This is a genomic window from Fischerella sp., assembly GCF_013388695.1.
Taxonomy (GTDB): Bacteria; Cyanobacteriota; Cyanobacteriia; order Cyanobacteriales; family Nostocaceae; genus PCC9605.
The window spans coordinates 18,001-38,395 of record NZ_JACAEU010000151.1; the positions used below are offsets into that span (position 1 = coordinate 18,001).

General features: G+C 42.2%; 15 protein-coding genes and 1 pseudogene. 12 read left to right on the forward strand and 4 right to left on the reverse strand.

Translation table 11 applies throughout. The features are described from left to right. The first annotated feature begins 62 nt into the window (after positions 1-62). The 4 genes from HXY43_RS20710 (at position 63) to HXY43_RS20725 (ending at position 7,153) form a co-directional block, all read left to right on the forward strand. Positions 63-3,152: a carboxypeptidase regulatory-like domain-containing protein gene (locus HXY43_RS20710; protein ID WP_290887039.1), complete on the forward strand. Its 3,090-nt coding sequence runs from the start codon at positions 63-65 to the stop codon at positions 3,150-3,152. Positions 3,153-3,404: 252 nt separating this feature from the next. Continuing rightward, a complete protein-coding gene (locus HXY43_RS20715; protein ID WP_290887042.1) occupies positions 3,405-5,048 on the forward strand; it encodes a hypothetical protein in 1,644 nt (547 codons plus the stop codon). Positions 5,049-5,174: 126 nt separating this feature from the next. After that, entirely contained in the window at positions 5,175-5,381 is a 207-nt protein-coding gene (locus HXY43_RS20720) for a hypothetical protein (protein WP_290887045.1), read from the forward strand. Positions 5,382-5,530: 149 nt separating this feature from the next. Continuing rightward, complete coding sequence (locus HXY43_RS20725; RefSeq protein ID WP_290887048.1) at positions 5,531-7,153, forward strand: serine/threonine protein kinase; 1,623 nt, start codon at positions 5,531-5,533, stop codon at positions 7,151-7,153. Between the two features lie 26 nt (positions 7,154-7,179). Here the strand turns inward: HXY43_RS20725 and HXY43_RS20730 are convergent, their stop codons facing one another. Together HXY43_RS20730 and HXY43_RS20735 are read right to left on the reverse strand one after the other, a co-directional pair. Then, complete coding sequence (locus HXY43_RS20730) at positions 7,180-8,301, reverse strand: ABC transporter ATP-binding protein (RefSeq protein WP_290887052.1); 1,122 nt, start codon at positions 8,299-8,301, stop codon at positions 7,180-7,182. Positions 8,302-8,386: 85 nt separating this feature from the next. Beyond that, complete coding sequence (locus HXY43_RS20735) at positions 8,387-9,100, reverse strand: GUN4 domain-containing protein (RefSeq protein ID WP_290887055.1); 714 nt, start codon at positions 9,098-9,100, stop codon at positions 8,387-8,389. A 568-nt stretch (positions 9,101-9,668) separates the two neighbouring features. Between HXY43_RS20735 and HXY43_RS20740 the strand changes: the two genes are divergently transcribed. The 3 genes and pseudogenes from HXY43_RS20740 to HXY43_RS20750 all read left to right on the forward strand — a co-directional run bounded on the left by HXY43_RS20740 (position 9,669) and on the right by HXY43_RS20750 (position 13,932). Further along, positions 9,669-11,090: an NADP-dependent isocitrate dehydrogenase gene (locus HXY43_RS20740; protein ID WP_290887058.1), complete on the forward strand. Its 1,422-nt coding sequence runs from the start codon at positions 9,669-9,671 to the stop codon at positions 11,088-11,090. Positions 11,091-11,174: 84 nt separating this feature from the next. Next, positions 11,175-11,677, forward strand: a pseudogene (locus tag HXY43_RS20745) (transposase); the annotation flags it as partial. Positions 11,678-11,892: 215 nt separating this feature from the next. Further along, the gene (locus tag HXY43_RS20750; RefSeq protein WP_290887061.1) at positions 11,893-13,932 is read left to right on the forward strand and encodes a serine/threonine-protein kinase; all 2,040 of its coding nucleotides are present in this window, start codon (positions 11,893-11,895) and stop codon (positions 13,930-13,932) included. 212 nt (positions 13,933-14,144) lie between these two features. On the opposite strand, the gene trmB is transcribed toward HXY43_RS20750, so the two are convergent. Beyond that, complete coding sequence (trmB, locus tag HXY43_RS20755) at positions 14,145-14,783, reverse strand: tRNA (guanosine(46)-N7)-methyltransferase TrmB (protein ID WP_290887064.1); 639 nt, start codon at positions 14,781-14,783, stop codon at positions 14,145-14,147. 295 nt (positions 14,784-15,078) lie between these two features. Between trmB and HXY43_RS20760 the strand changes: the two genes are divergently transcribed. After that, complete coding sequence (locus HXY43_RS20760) at positions 15,079-15,219, forward strand: hypothetical protein (RefSeq protein WP_331280974.1); 141 nt, start codon at positions 15,079-15,081, stop codon at positions 15,217-15,219. Positions 15,220-15,389: 170 nt separating this feature from the next. Next, the gene (locus tag HXY43_RS20765; protein ID WP_290887067.1) at positions 15,390-16,490 is read left to right on the forward strand and encodes a metallophosphoesterase; all 1,101 of its coding nucleotides are present in this window, start codon (positions 15,390-15,392) and stop codon (positions 16,488-16,490) included. Between the two features lie 91 nt (positions 16,491-16,581). On the opposite strand, the gene HXY43_RS20770 is transcribed toward HXY43_RS20765, so the two are convergent. After that, entirely contained in the window at positions 16,582-17,805 is a 1,224-nt protein-coding gene (locus HXY43_RS20770; RefSeq protein ID WP_290887070.1) for an FIST N-terminal domain-containing protein, read from the reverse strand. Between the two features lie 372 nt (positions 17,806-18,177). Between HXY43_RS20770 and HXY43_RS20775 the strand changes: the two genes are divergently transcribed. The 3 genes from HXY43_RS20775 (at position 18,178) to HXY43_RS20785 (ending at position 19,967) form a co-directional block, all read left to right on the forward strand. Continuing rightward, entirely contained in the window at positions 18,178-18,399 is a 222-nt protein-coding gene (locus HXY43_RS20775; RefSeq protein ID WP_026734552.1) for a Calvin cycle protein CP12, read from the forward strand. Positions 18,400-18,919: 520 nt separating this feature from the next. Next, a complete protein-coding gene (locus tag HXY43_RS20780; RefSeq protein WP_290887074.1) occupies positions 18,920-19,513 on the forward strand; it encodes a DUF3177 family protein in 594 nt (197 codons plus the stop codon). A 154-nt stretch (positions 19,514-19,667) separates the two neighbouring features. Next, complete coding sequence (locus tag HXY43_RS20785; protein WP_290887077.1) at positions 19,668-19,967, forward strand: hypothetical protein; 300 nt, start codon at positions 19,668-19,670, stop codon at positions 19,965-19,967. Positions 19,968-20,395 lie beyond the last annotated feature (428 nt).

Sequence of the window (20,395 nt, forward strand, 5' to 3'; positions counted from 1 at the left end):
TCTAGGCGGTCAATCTTTGCTTGCTTAAATTTTCTAGTCTAATACCACTTTTGTGCTTAAGTATGCTTTATCCAGCTTTACCGCCTGTACCACCTGCGATTTCGATCGCAATACAGTCAAATGAGATTGTTAATCAACTGTTTACAGAAAAACAGGCTTTACCCGAACAATCGAAATTTATCGCAGAAGCCGCTTCCGAACACAGCGGTAATGCTACAGCTGCAAAGGCACAAAATATAGATTCATTGTTAGAAGAAAAACAGCCTGACTATCTCAATAATCAGCTTGAGTTAGCAACCCAACATTATGATATTTTAGTGGCTTTGCTTCAAGAAATTCCACCGGAATTTTCTAATAGTCAAGCTACTTCAGCAACAGTATTATTAACTTCATCACTAGCCAGTAATGCAGTAGTTGTAGAAAATCAATCTCCTGAAGCTAAGATAATTGCTAATCTCCCAAAAGATTCAAATAATAATACTCAACTACTTTCTAGTAATTCTGCTGCTGGAGCAAAATCTACATCAATTACTCCAGCCGATGCTACAAAAACAACAAATGATATTCAACAAGCAGAAGATACTAATAGTATTTCTGTACCTGTGAATACTGACTCAAGCAGTCTTGCTCAAAATATTAAAGCTTTGGGAGACTCTTTTTTAGTTGGGATAATTATCAACGAGCAAGAAGTTGGTAGCTTACAAATTCATTTAGATGGAAATACTCTTTTAATACCGCTAGATTCCTTTTCTGAGATTGCTGGTTTTCAAGTGGAAAAAATAGATGATAAAACACGCCTGAAAACACCTTTGGGAATAGTTGATATAGCTGAAAGTAGCCTGAAAAAAATCAATAATATCACATACGTGAGTGAAGCTTTATTCAAAGAAAAATTATTTACAAAAATTGAGTTTGATGCTTCTGATTTAGCTTTAATTGTTGACTTGCCTTGGCGACCGGGCAGGGGGCAATCTAGCGCTCAAGCTTTGCAATTAAAACCGGAAGTTACTCCTCCAAGTGGTGGGCTTTCGAGTTTAAGGCAAGAATTTAATGTTTACAGTGGTTCTGGACAAGACGCAAGTTTGTATAGTTCTACCCTACTGGGAGGACGCTTAGCGGGCGGTATGTGGCGCGTTCGCATGAACAACAATTTTGAGAATAGTCCAAATATTTCTGAATATTTTTTCTTTAAACGTGCTGGTCAATTCCGCTATCAGGTCGGTCGGCAACAAATAGGCTTGCATCCCCTACTTACAGGTGTGAATCTGACTGGAGCACAAGTTGCTTATACTAATCTGGCGACTGATAGATTTACTACAAATTACAGTGCGTCACAGCTTTTGCCTAGACGTTCTCGACCAATACAGACATTTCGAGGCGAAGCACCACCAGCGAGTTTTGTACAGTTAAGAGTTGCTGGAATTGTAGTTGCTCAACAGCAAGTAGGGTTAAATGGAGAATACGAATTTATTGATGTAAATTTACCTTCTGGTCAAAGCAATGAAATTGAACTTTTGATTTTTGACCGTAACAACTTGAGTGCACCAATAGAAATTCGTTCTTTAAGAATCAATGCTTCTGATTTATTGTTGCCAGCAGGAGGAGTTGTTCAGCTAGCTGGTGTGGGATTAAGCGGCAACTTGGTGCAGGATGCTTTGTTTAATAATTTTGATTCGACTGACGAAGGTGAACCTGTTGCTTTTTACCAGTTTCGTCAAGGACTTTCAAATAATTTAACTTTTGAAGGGACAGTACAAACACTACCCGATCGCTTTCAAACACAAGCAGGTTTAGTTTGGCAAGTCGCAGATCCATTGATTCTCGCAACTAGTGTTGGTACTTCTCGTGGTGAATTCGGTTATACAACCGACTTGGATTTGGAATTAGAACGTTTGCAAATCCTCGGTAATTCTGAATTCTTCCCAGAAGGTTATTTGTATAACAACCAATCACGCGATCGCTACAATCATAGTCTAGAAGTTAAATATAAATTTAGTGACAAATTTAATTTAGGATTCCTTGCCCGCAGCCAACAAATTGAGAAGAATTCGGCTGACTATATTTTACCGACTTTTTCTCTACGTCCTTTTTCAAACTTATATTTAAGTGGCAGACCCGATTACCAGGGAGAGTATTTATTCAACGCTTTCTATTACCCTAGCTCGGTAACTAGATTGTCTTTTAACAGTTACGGCGATACATACATTACAGATTTTACTCAGAATCTCAGCCGTAATTATCAGATATCTTTAGGTACTGAGTTTGGTGGTGATTTGGCTGCTCGTTATACGGCTACTCTCAATCACAATGCTCTTAGTCCTACAGGTCTGAGTTGGCGGTTAGGACTTGCCTATAGTGATGGAGAAGTGGGGCCAGTTGCCGGTGCTAGTATGCGGGTACTTCCAGGTTTATTTGCTCGACTTGATTATCAAGCTATCCCCTCCAGAAGTAAAAATGCTTTTGGTGGAATTGGTGACGATCGCTTCACCCTATCACTAGTATCAGATTTATCTTTTGCTGGTGGTAGAGTTGCCCCTGCTGATTCTATAAGTATGGGGCAGGATCGCGGTGGTATATCCGGACGAATTCTAGTCGAAGGAGACAAAAAAGACTTTGATTTAGGCGGATCTTTTGTTCGAGTGTTCAACAGCCGCAACCAAAGCGTTGGAGGCGCTGTAACCGACTCTCAAGGTAACTTTTTTGTAGGCAATTTGCGAGAAGGTGTTTATTTAGTCCTACTTGACCCAGAACAGCTGCCTGTAGAACTCGCTGTACCAAAATCCACTGTAATCGCTGAGGTGGCAGGTTCTGCTATTACTCGTTTAGATTTTTCTGCTAGACCAGAATATGGTGTCGCTGGACGCATCACCGATGCAGCAGGCCAGCCAATGGCACAAATACAAGTGGAACTGATCGGTGCTGATGGCAAACGTGTTACATCTGAGGTAACAGACGAATCTGGTCTTTATCGTCTCGATGGAGTTCCTGTTGGTAAGTATACATTGCAGATTCCTTCCCAAGATGCTATTGCTGAAGGTAATAACTTGCCCAAACGTAGTGTAGAAATTAGTAAAGATTTTATCTATGACCAAAATCTGCAATTGCCTATCTCGGCAGCAGCAAGGAAAAATGAGATAAAGGCAAAAGAGTAAACTTGATTGCTTTATTTTCAGAGAACCCCACCCCTTACCCCTCCCCGCAAGCGGGGAGGGGTTATTATTCTGAGTTTTACTTGCGTAAATTCATAAATAAACTCAGATAAATCAAAAAAGGTTTAAATCAAAGTCACTTGATTTCAAAATTGCATTCTGCAACGCCCTTGCTTCTCAAGAAGTTATGGGCAAATTATCAATTGCAAATATTTTGAAGAAATTGTATTACAAGTATTCCGGAGGGCTTTAAGAGTGTACCGCATCTTATTTATATTTGCTCTAATTTTTACTCTTGGATTTTCTGGGTGTCGTTCTGTACATTTGACAAATTCTGCCACCGCACCCCTTTTCAATAATCTTGGTAATTACCATCATCCCATTTCCACAAAATCCCAACTTGCCCAACGCTACTTTGACCAAGGGTTAATCCTTGCTTATGGTTTCAACCATGCTGAAGCTGAACGCTCTTTTCGGGAAGCTGCTAAACTCGATCCGGACTGTGCTATTTGTAACTGGGGAGTTGCTCTTGTCCTTGGCTCAAATATCAATGCTGCTATGGATGATGCAGCTGTTTCCCCTGCTTGGGAAGCACTTCAAAAAGCGCTACAACTGAGTGGAAAAGCTAGCGAAAAGGAGAAGGCTTATATTCAGGCGTTGGCAAAACGCTATTCACAAAAGCCTACGGAAAACCGTAAGTCTTTGAATATCGATTATACAAACGCAATGCGAGAGGTAGCTAAAATTTACCCAGACGATTTAGACGCTGCGACTCTATTTGCTGAAGCACTGATGAATACTATGCCTTGGGATTACTGGCAAGAAAACGGTAAACCAAAGCTAGAAACACAAGAAATACTTGCTACATTGGAAACAGTATTAAAACGTAATCCCAACCATCCTGGGGCAAATCATTTATATATTCATGCTGTCGAAGCTGTACGACCTGAACTAGGTGTGGCAGCAGCCGATCGCCTTGGTAATTTAGTACCGGGTTCTGGACACCTCGTGCATATGCCCTCACATATCTACATCCGCGTTGGGCGATATCACGATGCTGCTATAGCTAACCAACAAGCTATTGCTGCTGACAAGGAATACATTACCCAATGCCACAAGCAAGGTATGTATCCTCTGGCCTATGTGCCGCACAATCATCATTTTCTCTGGGCTGCTGCGACAATGGAAGGAAACCAAAAACTCGCTATGCAAGCTGCCTACGATACAGCAGCAATGGCAGATGAAAAGCAAATGCGAGAACCGGGATATGGAACACTACAGCATTACTATTCGATCCCGCTTTACACTCTGACTCGCTTTGGCAAGTGGGATGAAATTTTAGCAGAACCAGCCCCAGCAGACGATTTGAAGTATCCTACCGGTGTTTGGCATTATGCACGGGGAACTGCCTTGACAGCAAAAGGTCAACTCCAGGAAGCCGCGCGGGAACTAGAACATCTGCAAGCGATCGCCGCCGATCCGGCATTGGAAAAAGTCACAATTTGGGATATCAACACTACTGGCAGTCTTTTAAAAATTGCATCTGAGGTTTTGACAGGTAAACTCGCTGCCAAACAAGGTGATTATGAAAAAGCGATCGCCCACCTCAAAACAGCTGTCAATCTTGAAGACAAGCTCAACTACGACGAACCACCACCTTGGCATTACCCGGTTCGTCAATCTCTGGGAGCAGTTTTACTGGAGGCTAATAGACCAGCAGAAGCTGAAATTGTATATCACGAAGATTTGAAACGCTTTCCAGAAAACGGTTGGTCACTGGCAGGTCTTGCCAAGAGTTTAGAAGCACAGGGCAAAACTGAAGAAGCTCAAGCAGTGCAAAAGCGCTTTACTACTGCTTGGAAGCATGCTGACTTATCCCTAACTGTAGCGCAGCTTTGATGAAAGGGTGGAGATGCGATAAATCGCGTCTCTACTCAGGTGCAAAGGAAATCAAGACTATTGCGAAAATCACAAGAGGCTTTTGTAGTATTAAATTACATATATAATACAAATGCAGATCAGTTAATGAATAATACTATTTATCAAGTTGAGCAACCAACCCTACAAACACAAAGACTGATTCTTCGACCTTTCACTATTGCAGATGCACCTGATGTACAACGCTTGGCTGGTGCATGGGAAATTGCGGCTATGACCCTGACTATTCCCCATCCCTACGTTATAAATAGTCTCTTATGGAAATCGACCACAGATGGAATTGGTGATTGGTGATTGGGGAAGAGGTAGTTTTATTTTCCATTACCCATTACCGACCGAGAGTGAATTCACTTAGACGTAATTAAAAATTAGCAATAACTAAACTAGTGACAGGAAAAAATTTGTAAAATATATTGCTTCCTTACTTATCCTGATGTAATTTTATGCAAACGCTGCTCAATCACCGCTATCAAGTCATTCAGACTCTGGGCAGTGGTGGATTTGGGGAAACGTTCTTAGCAGAAGATACCCAAATGCCCTCCCGACGCCGCTGTGTCATTAAACAGTTAAAGCCGATTCAGGACAATCCCCAGGTTTATCAGTTGGTACAACAGCGGTTTCAACGAGAAGCAGCAATTTTAGAAGCACTGGGTGATGGCAGCGATCAGATTCCGCGGTTGTATGCCTACTTCTCGGAAAATGGGCAATTTTATTTAGTACAAGAGTATATTCAAGGACAAACTCTTACCGCCAAACTACAACAGCAGGGTTTGATGAGTGAGAGTACAGTCAAAGAAATCCTTACCAACATTTTACCAGTTCTCGATTATGTCCATAGCAAAGGTATTGTTCACCGGGATATCAAGCCAGACAATATCCTGATTCGTTATGCCGATCGCCAACCAATCTTAATTGACTTTGGCGCAGTTAAAGAAACAATCGGAACGGTAGTCACTCCCTCGGGGAATTCCACAAGGTCAATTGTAATTGGTACACCAGGGTTTATGCCCAGCGAACAAACCGTAGGACGCCCAATGTTTGCCAGTGATATATATAGTCTAGGTTTAACAGCGATTTATTTGCTCACAGGTAAGATGCCGCAAGAGTTGGCAACCGATCCGGCGACAGGTACGCTGTTGTGGCGGCAACATGCTTTAAGTGTAACCCCCAGCTTTGCAGCTGTATTAGATAAAGCAATTCAGTTTAGTGCAGGCGATCGCTTTGCTAGTGCCAGAGAAATGCTGCAAGCACTGCATGCTGGTGCTTCCCCACTTCCTCCTACCGTGCCTTACAGCCAACCACTAGCAGCAACTGTACCACCTCCCCAGACATCTCAAAACACAGTAGCCGTCAGTCCGGGTAATACCTATCAACCTCCTGCTAATCAAAGCAGTAGCAGTGGACAAAGGGGAATCCTAATAGGCAGTATTATCGCAGGTGGCTTGATTGGCGCATCTGTAATCATTGGTATTGCCCTCAGCAACAAACCACAACCCTCACAGCCAACAGTTTCATCGACTCAATCAACCACCAACAACCAACCACCAACCAACAACCAACAACCAACACAGCAATCCAACCTTCCTATCATTTCAGCACCTTCCCCACCAACTTTAGAAGAACCACAGGAAACTGCATCACCCGAACCAACGCCAGATAGTGACATTACCGAACCTACTCCCAACCAAACCCCAATTTCTGAAGATACTCAAGCAACAGCCCCACAAATTGATAAACCATCTCCAGAAGAATTTGTGCGAAATTATTACGCAACTATTAATCAAGGAGAGTATCAGGCAGCGTGGAATCAGTTATCTCCCAACTACCAAAATAATAGACGCCTGCATCCCAACGGCTATCTTTCTTACGTTGATTGGTGGGGAGGACAAGTTCAACAGGTAGAGGTTAAACAAGTAAGTTTATTAGAAACTGGTACACAAACAGCGACAGTAAAAGCTCAATTGAAATATTTGCTGAAAAATGGAAAAAAAGCCCCTGGTTCCGTAAACTTCTCGCTGTTGTGGGATGCAGAAAATAGTAAATGGGTAGTTGCAGATGCTAGATAGATGAGGAGATAGGGAGATGCTATTAATTATTCACTAAGCTGTGGATATAACCTATCTCCAGTCGCAGTATCAAATACAAATAACTTACTTAGGTCAACTTCTAACAAAAGGCGATCGCCCGGATGTGGATGTACATCTGCACCCGCCTGCACATTCAGCATTACCCCCGAACCAGGTAAACCCGCACGAATCAAAGTCTCCCTTCCCAAAGGTTCCACCACCTTCACCTCAACCATCAACTCTCCAAATTCTTCTCTTGGTGTCCTTTGGGTTTTATGTGGTTCGTTTATTAAAATATTTTCTGGACGAACACCCAAATCAAACCCTTGCCCTTCCCGCAGGTGCAATTTCTCCTGCATATCCGCTGTAATTGGTATCACCTGCCCATTGACATCAAAACTCCCAGTCGTATACTTCGCTGGTAAAATATTCATCGGCGGACTACCCAAAAAAGTCGCTACCATTCGGTTCGCAGGCTGAGCATAAATAGACTGTGGTTCGCCGATTTGTTGAATTCTTCCCCGGTTTAACACCACAATCTTATCAGCCAAAGTCATCGCCTCTACTTGGTCATGAGTAACGTAGACTGTGGTAATTCCCAGATTTTGATGTAACTCTTTTAACTCAGCCCGTGTATCATCTCGTAATTGGGCATCTAAATTCGATAAAGGTTCATCGAGTAAAAATACTTGGGGTTGACGGGCGATCGCTCTCCCCAATGCTACCCGTTGTTGCTGTCCGCCAGAAAGTTGCTTGGGTTTGCGTTCTAAAAGGTGTTCCAAAGAAAGCGATCGCGCCACTGTCACCACTCGTTCTTGAATTATCTTTGGGTCAACTTTTCGCATCCGCAACCCAAAAGCAATATTTTCTGCCACACTCATATGGGGGTATAGCGCATAATTCTGAAACACCATCGCCACATCCCGCTGTCTGGCGGGGACATTGTTCATTAACTTATCCCCAATGTAAAGTTTGCCAGAGGTAGCAGTTTCCAAACCGGCTATGGTTCGCAGAATCGTAGACTTACCGCATCCCGAAGGCCCCACCAAAACCCAAAATTCGCCATCAGGAATTTTAAAGGTAATATCCTCAATTGCGGTGACATTGTTAAATTTGCGCTTTATGCTTTCGAGACTAACGCTAGCCATTGTCCGGTTTTAGATTTTGAATTTTGTCATTTGTCATTTGTCATTTGTCCTTGGTAACTAATGACTAAGGACTATTGACAAATGACTAACTCCAAGCAGGATGAGAAAGTAAAGACGCAATCACTCGTACTCCTCGCAGTTGATTGGAAAGGGGCAAATGACCTCTAGGGGCGCTCAAATCCCAGGTAAACTCTTGAGGGTAGCGCGTCCAGTTCTTGCCCTTTTTCCAACCGATTTTCACCCACAGATTGTCCCAATTTTTCCCCAAACCTAACCAAATTTCTCGCTGTACCGAAAAGCCAAATTTGCCTTCGGAGTGAACTAACCACAGCTTATTGATGGTTTGTAAATCAGTCACGGGGAAATTGTCTACTTCAGTAAAATATAGCCATTTGCGTTTAATTGCCTCAGTACCTGCAATTTCACACATTTTTTGCAGGGTCATGCGATCTGCTGCTTGGAAATCTTGAGTTGCAAGTAGCTGTTGCAAGGGGCTGTAATCAATGCCGCACTCTGATTGTAGAGGTACAACGCCTTGTGGAAAATGGGTTCGCAGAAATTCTTTAACTTGAGGCAAATCAGAGTTATGCAGAACTTGGTAAGCTTTGCCATCAACCCAAGTTGCTGGTTTGTCGCAACGTTGCAGCAAAAATTCCATCAGGATATCAAATCCGCCATTACCAAGGTTAGCCAGTTGTGGGATCGTTTGTTGTTGGACTTGAATAGACCCAGCGATTAACTGGCTGCGGAGGGATTCGATGTCAGAAGATGTGCCTGATACAATCATTGGGTCTGTCATGCCATTACTCAGAAAACGCGATCGGTGGACAAGCGATTAGCTATCAAATTTAGTAGATGGGTAAACACTGGTAGCGTAAAGTAGTTTACAGGAAATTGTCCTTCAAACATACTCATTCTATACTTTCACCCTCATTATTTGTATCAGTAGTTGTAGTAGCCAAAGACCTGATAAACTCTCGCAAAACATCAGTTTTGGTTCTACCTACAGCCTGACAGTGGGATTCTAACATTGCGAACTCCTGCTCAGTCACCCTGATAGTAATCTCTCTTTTATTCTTCATTGCTGGCATTTTGCTGTATATTCCCAGAGTACACTAATTGCCGGTGTAGGCGATAAGATAGCATCGAAGACTCTGCGACATAGTGAAGGGGAAAGACTCTGCCTCCTAACTTTATCAAAACTATGCACAGCAAAATCTGCTAGCCTTCCAAACAGGAAATTGTTGTTTGTTGATTGTTGATTGTTGATTGTTGTTTGTTGTTAACTGTTAACCACCAACTACCAACAACCAACCACAAACAAATAAGGCAGCTGATGTCGCTGCGTCACAATCAGGAGTGTGCGAATGTACGAAAAAATTACTCCCCCCTCAACTGGAGCAAAAATCACCTTCAAAAATGGTGAACCAACTGTTCCTGATAATCCGATTATCCCCTTTATTCGCGGCGACGGAACTGGTATCGATATCTGGCCTGCTGCTCAAAAAGTGTTTGATGCTGCCGTAGACGTAGCATATAAGGGCAAGCGGAAAATTAGCTGGTTCAAAGTTTACGCTGGCGATGAAGCTTGTGAATTATACGGTACCTATCAGTATTTGCCCCAAGACACCCTGACAGCGATTCAAGAATATGGTGTTGCGATCAAAGGGCCGCTAACAACCCCGGTTGGTGGCGGTATTCGTTCGCTAAACGTTGCTTTGCGACAAATTTTTGAGCTGTATGCTTGCGTGCGCCCTTGTCGGTACTATGCTGGTACGCCTTCACCCCACAAAAACCCAGAAAAACTCGATGTTATTGTTTATCGTGAAAATACAGAGGATATTTATTTGGGGATTGAGTGGCGGCAAGGTAGCGAAATTGCCGATCGCTTAATTAAGTATCTCAACACAGAACTTATCCCCGCTACGCCAGAACACGGCAAAAAACAAATTCCCCTTGACTCTGGCATTGGCATTAAACCCATTAGCAAAACTGGTTCCCAGCGCTTGGTACGACGCGCCATCAAACACGCCCTGCAACTACCCAAACACAAGCAAATGGTGACTTTGGTGCATAAGGGCAATATTATGAAGTACACCGAAGGTGCTTTTCGTGATTGGGGTTACGAACTGGCAACCACTGAGTTTCGGCAAGAGTGCATCACGGAACGGGAATCGTGGATTTTGAGTAACAAAGAGAAAAACCCCGATCTCACCCCAGAAGAAAATGCCCGGATGATTGACCCTGGATTTGATGCCCTAACTGTTGAGAAAAAAGACCAAATTGTCAAGGAAGTGGAAACAGTTCTTAACTCAATTTGGGAAACTCACGGTCATGGCAAGTGGAAAGACAAGGTGATGGTAAATGACCGCATCGCCGATAGTATTTTCCAACAAATCCAAACTCGACCAGATGAGTATTCGATTCTGGCAACAATGAACTTGAATGGCGATTATCTGTCCGATGCGGCGGCGGCTATTGTTGGCGGACTGGGAATGGGCCCAGGGGCAAATATTGGCGATGAATGCGCTATTTTTGAAGCTACCCACGGCACAGCACCCAAACACGCTGGCTTGGATCGGATTAATCCCGGTTCAGTGATTTTGTCCGGTGTGATGATGCTGGAATACCTGGGATGGCAAGAAGCGGCTGACTTGATCAAAAAAGGGATCGGAAGTGCGATCGCCAATCGTCAAGTCACCTACGACTTAGCGCGGTTGATGCAACCGCCAGTGGAACCCTTGAAGTGTTCGGAATTCGCCGAGGCAATTATCAAGCACTTTAGTTAAATATCAACTTCAGTAGAGCGCGTTACGGCAAAACCGTAACGCACCTTTTCAAAGTGATTTGGACACAGATCCCCGACTTTTATAAAAGGAGTCCAAGCTTTATTTATGTTCTTCGACCCGAATCGCGGTTGGCGAAGAGTCAGCAATCGTGACCATCGCACTCGTGTCGATTGGGCGATTGAAATCCGTCGGTTATTAGATCAAGACTATCCTCATGCCCATAAAGTCAAATTACTTTGTGACAATCTCAACACTCACAACATTGCCTCTTTGTATGAAGCTTTTCCCGCTCCAGAAGCTCACCGTCTAGCTCGAAAATTGGAGATTTACTATACCCCTCGTAATGGCAGCTGGCGAGGGGGGTTGCAGAGATTGAATTAAGTGTTTTAAGCCAACAGTGTTTAGCTCGACGGATTTCTTCTACTGAAGAACTTTCTCGTGAGTTGGCTGCTTGGCAACAAGAACGTAACTCCACCACCAGTAAGGTTATTTGGCATTTTACTACTGAAGATGCTCGTGTCAAACTTAAACATCTTTATCCGATTTTTGAAATCCAAGAAACAGGTGATTCTAATGCAACTTTTTAGCCTTGACACGCCACTACAGATACTTAGATTTTTTCATAAATCAAATCGGATTCCTATAGTAACTATGATTATAGAAAAATATCTATACTTGAATTTTAAAGTTCTTGTTTATTGGTAGATTTATTTCCTTAATTCATAAAAATATTTAGTCAATTTAATAGTCAAATTATACGTTATAAATTAATATATACTCAAGCTGCCAATTAATTGCTGGTATGATTTGCTGCCTAAATCCCGATTGTCAAAATCCTTTAAATCCTGAAGGCAGCCTGTATTGCGAAAATTGCAAAACACCACTTATATCGCTGCTGAGAGGTCACTATCGCGTTATCGAAAGACTTTCTGTAGAAGGTGGATTTAGTATCACCTATCTAGCGGAGGATATAGATAAACTAAATGAAAAGTGTGTAGTTAAGCAATTAGCACCAAAAGTCCAGGAAACGGGGGCTTTAAAGAAAGCAGTTCAGCTGTTTGAACAAGAAGCGCAGCGACTGCAAGAGTTAGGAGAACATCCCCAAATTCCCCATCTCTTGGCTTATTTTGAGCAAGACAACTATTTATATTTGGTGCAGCAGTTTATTGATGGGCAGAATTTACGTAAAGAATTACATCAGCGAGGAAGATTCAGCGAAAAGGAAATTCGCGAACTGTTATTGGATTTGCTGCCCGTCCTCAAGTTTATTCATGAGCGTGGAGTAATTCACCGGGACATTAAGCCTCAAAATATTATTCGTCGTCAAAGCGATGGGCGATTAGTACTGATTGATTTTGGAGCCTCAAAGCTGCTGACAGCAACAGTACAAGCGAAAATGGGAACGACTATCGGCTCACACGGGTATACTCCCATAGAGCAAATGCAGGATGGAGAGGCTTACCCGGCTAGCGATTTATTCAGTTTGGGGACGACTTGCTTTTACCTGCTAACTGGGGTTTCCCCCTCGAAATTGTGGATGAAACAAGGCTACGGTTGGGTGGAATCTTGGTGGCAATATTTCAGTACTCCTAGTAGGGGCGGGCTTTCCCTATCTATGGAGTTGGGCATGGTGATCGAAAAATTGCTGAAAGTAAATATTCAAGAACGCTATCAATCCGCTGATGAAGTGATGAGAGACTTGACACGTCAGCCATCACTATTACCAGTCCCTGAAACCATACTGTCAAACTCGTCAGAAACTCAGCCGGGATTTTTATTAAGACCAGGTAGAAGGTTCAAAAATCGACTATTGCTGAATGCTGCTATTGTCATTTTCGGATTAGGAGGAGTTTGGTTTTTTCTGTCTCGCCAGCAGGGTATCACTCAATCTTCTAATTCCAATCAACCGAAAGAAACAATTGTCAAAAATTCCGACCAAACCAACACTTTGAAGGGACATGCCAGTGATGTGAATTCTGTCACCTTCTCTCCTGATGGACAAAAGCTTGCCACTGGCAGTGATGATAAAACAATCAAAGTCTGGAATGTGGCAACCAAAGAGGAAATCTTGACTCTGAAGGGGCATTCCGAATGGGTTTGGAGTCTTGCTTTCAGTCCTGATGGGCAAACCCTTGCTTCTGCTGGTGCAGACAAAACGATAAAAATATGGAATCTAGCTACTAACAAAGAAATTCGCACTCTCAAGGGACATGCTGCTGGAGTGACTTCCATTGCTTTCAGTCCCGATGGCAAAACCCTTGCTAGCGGCAGTTTAGACAATACGGTTAAACTGTGGAGTCTGGAAACAGGAAAGGAAATTTGCACCTTCAAAGGGCATTCTCAGTCAGTTGCTTCTGTAGCTTTTAGTCCTGACGGGCAAACTGTTGCTAGTGGTAGTTGGGATAAGACCATTAAAATATGGAGTTTAGCGACCGAAAAAGCTATTCGCACTCTCAAGGGACATGCGGATTTGGTTATTTCCGTAGCTTTCAGCCCTGATGGTAACAGCCTTGCTAGTGGCAGTAAGGACAAAACAATTAAGTTGTGGAATTTAGCAACGGGAGAGGTAACTCTCACCCTCAAAGCGCATACTGATAAAGTCAATTCCGTTGCTTTTGTACCAAACACCGCCCACAGTAAAAGTTTAGATGGAGTTACTCTTGTTAGTGGTAGTAGTGACAACACAATTAAATTGTGGAATCTGAAAACTGAGAAGGAAATTCGCACTTTAAAGAAGGATTCTGGTTATATTTATTCTGTCGCTATTAGTCCAGATGGACAGACTATTGCTAGTGGTGGCAGTGCGGAGAATATTGTGAAGATTTGGCGGTTATTGAAGTGAAAGTTAGAGTTCTGGAGTTTTGGATTTGTAAGCTGTTGTACATTTAATGTGTAAAAATTGGGCGGGCAAGATACCCACCCCACAAGGATTTTATATGGATGACTGGAGTTTAGTGGGTCATGAACTTGCAGTTCATGACCCACTAAACTCCAGTGGATGAGGCATCTACCTACACCAACTGCAAAGCAGTACATGTTAGTCCAACTTCTGCTCTAACTTCTAGCTCGTTCAAACAAAGCACGATAAACAGGTTCACCCTTGTTTTGAGTAGCTATTTCCCGTTCTGTAGGTACTGGTAGGGGATTTTCTGCTAGCCATTCTCCTGAACCTTGCCTTTGGAAAGCTGGATGACAAGCAAAGCGATCGCACATTTCCATCGCTACAAACTCCACATCCGATTGTAAAAATACTATTCCCCCTGGCACAAGATAATCTGCGAGTTCAGCGACTAACTCCGGTTGTACAACCCGCCGTTTGGCGTGGCGATTTTTAAACCACGGATCGGGAAACTGAATAGTGACGCGCTGTAAAGTTCCTGTGGGGAGAGTTGATAAAAGCGATCGCAAGGAGTTATTCACATTGCAAAAAAGATAGTGCAGGTTTGTCAGTCCCAATTCATCCCGTAATCTATTGGCTTCGTCTACCAACGGTTCTCGAATTTCCAAACCGAGAAAATTCCAGTTAGGTTCTACCTGCGCCATCTTCAACACAAACCTTCCTCTCGCACAGCCAATATCGAGGTGTAGCGGTTGATTTGGCTGAGCATAAACTTTTGCCCAGTCAAGGGGATTGACGGGTGTTTGATACTTTTGTGCTAATGGGTTAACGTGTTGACGGACTCGGATAGGCATACTTACTATTCAATACTTCCAAATTCTAATGTGTTTAGAGTCACTATAAAAAATCGTCAGATCATCTATTTGACGATTCACCATCACAAGTCTAATAATTTCTACTTACAACATTAATGCCTAATCCTAAAGGGAACCCAGAAAACTTAAAACCATTTAGGGATTTCCAAGAAATAAATTATCCTGGACTGTGGAGTGCGCCCTTATCAAGTGGCAGGAGAGACGCCTGCCTCCACAAGAGATTTTTGGATACTTTTTTATTTGGAAGTCCCTTAAGACTGATAGAGACGAACCATTGACTGAAAAAATCAATTTACGTATTACAAAATCAATGAAAGAGGAACTAAGTAAAAAAGAAGATGCCCCGGAATTTTGTAGGCAAGCTATCCAAAAAGCACTCTCTGAAGAGAAGCAAGCGAAAAGCCAGGATAGCTAGGTTTGTGATGCGAAATTTTTAGATATTTTTACCCGCTAGCTTTTAATTGTTAGCTTCATTATGTATATAAATATTAAGCGCGATCGCTGCTAAGCAAAATTACAAAGCAGAGGTTATACTCTTTTGCAAAAGAGTTTTTACACACTGTTTTTAAGAAAGTCCTTACTTCAATGATTTCCAATTTTCGCTTTGCCATAGTCAGCGACTTGCACATTGCGCTTCCCCAGACAATCTGGAATCATCCTAACCGTTTTCATTTGGTGGAAGTCAGTATTCCAGCGTTTGAAACTGTACTAGAACATTTAACACAGCTGAATTTAGATTTTCTTTTGTTACCTGGAGACTTAACCCAACACGGTGAACCAGAAAATCATACTTGGTTGGAAAAACGCCTAGCACAATTACCTTTTCCTGTCTACGTCGTTCCTGGCAATCATGATGTTCCTGTACTCAAAGCTAACGAGCAATCAATTGCTTTTGAAGAATTTCCTTATTATTATCGTAAATTCGGCTACCATAATCCAGAGCAATTCTATTACACTTGTGAGGTATTGCCAGGAGTCAGACTGATTGGTCTGAATTCTAACTTTTTTAATGACCAAGCAGAGCAAATTGGACGCTTGGATACTAAACAGCTGCGGTGGTTGGAAGAGGTGCTAGCTACAGCTGATGATGAATTGGTACTGGTGATGATACATCACAACGTTGTTGAGCATCTACCCAATCAATCACGCCATCCAATGGCAAATCGCTACATGTTAGAAAATGCAGCAGAATTATTGCATCTACTACGGCATTACGGTGTGAGGCTGGTATTTACGGGGCATTTACACGTTCAGGATGTAGCGTACTCTCAGGGAGTATATGACATCACCACTGGTTCTTTAGTTAGTTATCCTCATCCATATCGAGTCTTAGAATTCCACCAAGATAGCCACGGTAGACAGTGGTTGCAAATGTTATCCTATCGAGTGGAGTCAGTACCTAATTTCCCCAACTTGCAACATACTTCGCGAAAATGGATGGGCGATCGCAGTTTTCCTTTCTTAATGAAATTACTTACTCTACCGCCTTTAAACCTACCACTAGAGCAAGCACAAGAACTAGCTCCTACTCTCCGGGATTTTTGGGCAAACATTGCCAATGGAGATGCGCTGTTTAACTACTCGCATTTTCCCCCAGAAGTAAGTCATTATTTTGAGAAATACGGAGCGATCGCCACTTGTGGCACACCCACGTTCATTGATAATAACAGTACGTTGTTGCTTTAGGGTATTGGTTAGTAGTTAGTAGTTAGTAGTTAGTAGTTAGTAGTAAAAAAATACCACTATCCACTATCTACTAACCACTATCCACTATCCACTAACTAGATTTAGATTCTACTGCCCGACAAATTCCAAACACAGAAGTGTAACCGTGTAGGAAAGTACTACCACCTACAGGGCCGATTTCGCCGCCACAGAAAAAGCCTCCTAGGGGAATATCATTGAGGTAGCGCTGGAATAGCTGTGAGTCAAAATTTGGTTGACCGTAAAGTCCTGCACCTCGTCCTAGGCAGGAAAACATTAACGCACCCACAGCAGCGGGTTCGATAGCTTGCTGTTTTTGATACATTTTTAGGAGGAATTCTAAGTCCTCAGCAGAAGCTTCAGCATCGCGCAAGTGGAATTGCAGGCGTTGTCCGGCACGAACGTAATCGCCAATAGCGATCGCTCCTCCAGCTGGGTCTACTCCCAGAATATCGCGAATGAGAAAGTCTCCCTGCTGCAAACAAACTTTAAATTCGTCCATTGCCAAACCGACAAACAGAGAATTCTGTGCTAGGGTTCGGTCTTCTTCGCTAAGCTCAGCAATCAAATCTCGCAGTACAATCAGCGGTACTTGCTCATCCAATTCCAAAATAATATTGCGATCGCCTTTTGTTACCTGGTATGGTTTGCCAATTGGTCGGCATCCTTGAGCGACAATCGTTTCTAAAACAATATTGCCACTCAAAGCAACACCAACTGTTCCTTCTTGGTACAGGCGATCGTTATAGAAAAGGGCAATCTTACCACCCATAACACCACTACTTGCTTGACCTCCCACTGTTACCGATCCTGGATAAGCATAATCCAGCCCTTGTAACAAGTCATTGATACCAGAGGAAAAAGAAGCAGACAACAAAATGAATTGAGGTGTAGGTGAGGGAGGTACACCAATTAAATCAATCCAAGCATTCGGTGGCCCATCTAAGTCAGGTAATTCTTCGGCAACAACATGAAAGGCTTTAATATTCACTCCTGGCAGATGAGCTAAAGTCAAACTGAGGGCGGGTTCTGCTTCTAATTCTTGGGTTTGTCCCCAGCCGATTGTGCCAATTACACCGCCACCACTACAGCCAATTAACACAGGTACTGAAAGCTTGTCTGCCAACAAAGGCAACACTCGGGAATACTCACTCGTAAAAGCAGACGAAATGAATACCAGCCCCAGATCTGCACGTGCCGATAATGAAGAGGCAGTTCGTTGTACCACTTCGTCAACAGCTGCTTCTAGAGAAGGACGGGTTGATAGGGCATTTGCCCATTGCATTTGATCTGCCATGAGTCTTACGCTTTTTTTATGCGGCTAGTAGTGTTTTTAATTTTTATCCAGGAAAACAAGAATATTGCATCCTACGACTAGGTGAAGCCAGCCCTTTATCATTTATCGCAAAAACCTAGGGTTGCTATTCCCTATTAAATACATATAAAAATATTGTATAATCTCTATTCTCAAGTTGATGGTCTGCAAAAGATTAAAAGATAAAGTTAAATAGAGGAGCTGTGCTGCTATTTGCTGTATTTATAATCAAGTATGAATCACAAATACTAAACTAGCAGCTAATATGGCTAGAATAATTAGGAATAGTGCAAAAATTGCCTTTCTTGTACTTTTTCTATACTAGTATTAACAACACACAGCAAGATTACAACTATGACCGACATCCGAAACAGAATCGAACAAGAAGTTGAAGAAGCTCGTGCTGTCTGTGATACAGCAGGTGACAACTCTGCTGAATGTGCTGCCGCTTGGGATGCAGTAGAAGAACTGCAAGCCGAAGCTTCCCATCAGAAGCAAGCTAAGCCCAAAACTGCTTTCGAGAAATATTGTGATGATAACCCTGAAGCTGATGAATGTCGTGTTTATGACGACTAAAAATCAAGTCAGTTAAGTTTTCTTTTTCGTTTACAAGCAAGTAACAAAGATCTATTTACCAATATCTTGCACCTTCACACTTTGATCGAGCATGAAATTTCACACTTCTTTGTTTATTTATATCGTAATCATACGGTAACACAAGGTAGCAAGTGAAATTTTCTCCTTCATTCGATCAAGAACAATAAACTAACAATTTCTTCTAGTAAGTTTGAGAGTGACAAGCATGTAGCCAGTCAGGGTGAGTTGCTAAATTCTCCCTGATATTTCTGGCAACTATTGCAAGATGTTAGTTCAAGATCTTTGGAACTGCTTGTTTTTTGTTAAATCGTAACATCTCTTATATTTATATTTTTCTTGTAGCGTGCAAACAATCAGGAAAAAATTAAAATCCTGTATTGGTGTCAAGCGTTTAGCTTGACTTTTTAGTTAAGCTATTAGCTAGCTGTTATATGAAAAATACCCATTCTGTGGGTTTTATCCTGTCAAGTAAAGTTATTTATCAGCTTTGGGAATGATTATGGACAAGGAAGTTTGGTTTCGCCCTTTTGTTTGGATGGACTATCGGCTAGCAGTATTATTTGCAGTGATTATTCCTCTGATTTTGCTGATTTGGGCGTTTGTGCAAAAAGCTGAGGGAATGCAACGCTTGTTAACTATTTACTGGCGGGTATCAAGTCTATTGGCCATCACTGTTTACTTAATGATTGCCCAGTATCCGGTGAGTTTCCTTTCAGGGTTTATGGGTCGTATCCTCATACCCATCTCCCTTTGGTTCTGGGTGGATCTTAACGATGAAATTGAGTATCAACCCAACGGACCATTAAAGCTGACTTTTACTTCTTGGCGATGGGCAACAACTATTTATTGTATTTTAGGTTCGCTTGCCTCTATACCTTTTTTGGGTTGTGCTTTTTCTGCAAATCCTAGCAATAATCCTAATTGTAGTGTTTGGTTTGAGGCTCCTTTACTATTCAAAGAATTTTTCCATCCCAATACCAGTGCTGGCTTTCTCGGCATTGTCAGTATAATTTGTTTAGTAATTTACGTGCTTTACTTGAGCTATTTTGTCTTGATTAAGTTGGGTAAGCAGGGGCGTTCCGCTACACAGTAATAGTTAGTAGTTAGTAGTTAGTGGTTAGTGGGTAGTAGTTAGTAGTTGGTCATTGGTCATTGTTACTTTATTTCCTATTACCCATTACCCATTCCCTCTTCCCCCACTATCCACTATCCATAATCATTACAGGTTCTTTGTATAATTTTTCTTAATGAACAATTCTATAGGTAAAAGACTGGAACAATACACCATCAAACGTCCCCAAGAAGTTTTATTGGTGACAGTGGCAATTGCTGGCGAGGAAGATCAAATAGCTATATTTAAAGGCTTCTCTAGTTCTTTGATGCGTCCTACATGCTTCGATCCGGATGTACCTGTCTTGCCAGAGGAGGCAAAACTTCTCAAAATTGACCGAGTAGCGAGTCCTTATAATCCAGAAGCACCCCGTTATATTCAACAAGGACTGACTTGGGAAGATATGCAGGTTTTACTAGCCCAAGTTGGAGTTTAGTCAATAGTCATTAGTCATTGGTCATTGGTCATTTGTTAGTGGTTAGTCGTTAGTAGTTAGTTGTCATTTATTACTTACTCCTCCACTCCCCCACTCTCCCACTCTTCCACTCTCCCACTCTTCCACTCTCCCCATCTCCCCATCTCCCCACTCTCTGTTCAAGCGCGTTCATCAAATTCTAGTCAAGAGCAAAACAGGTTGTTCGCTAATCGCAAAATTATGTTAATTTATTATGAATAATCATGACAAACTCCAATAAATATTTTTTTTAGTAACCACTCTAGGGTAATTTTTTCTTTTTAATACCATTTATAAACACATAGGCTAGACAAATGCCTTTTTATTGGCGTTTGTGTGGGATTTACTTTACCTTACAAGCCTGAGCGCACAAATGGTATCAGTTAGACCATAGAGCAACGATTTTTATT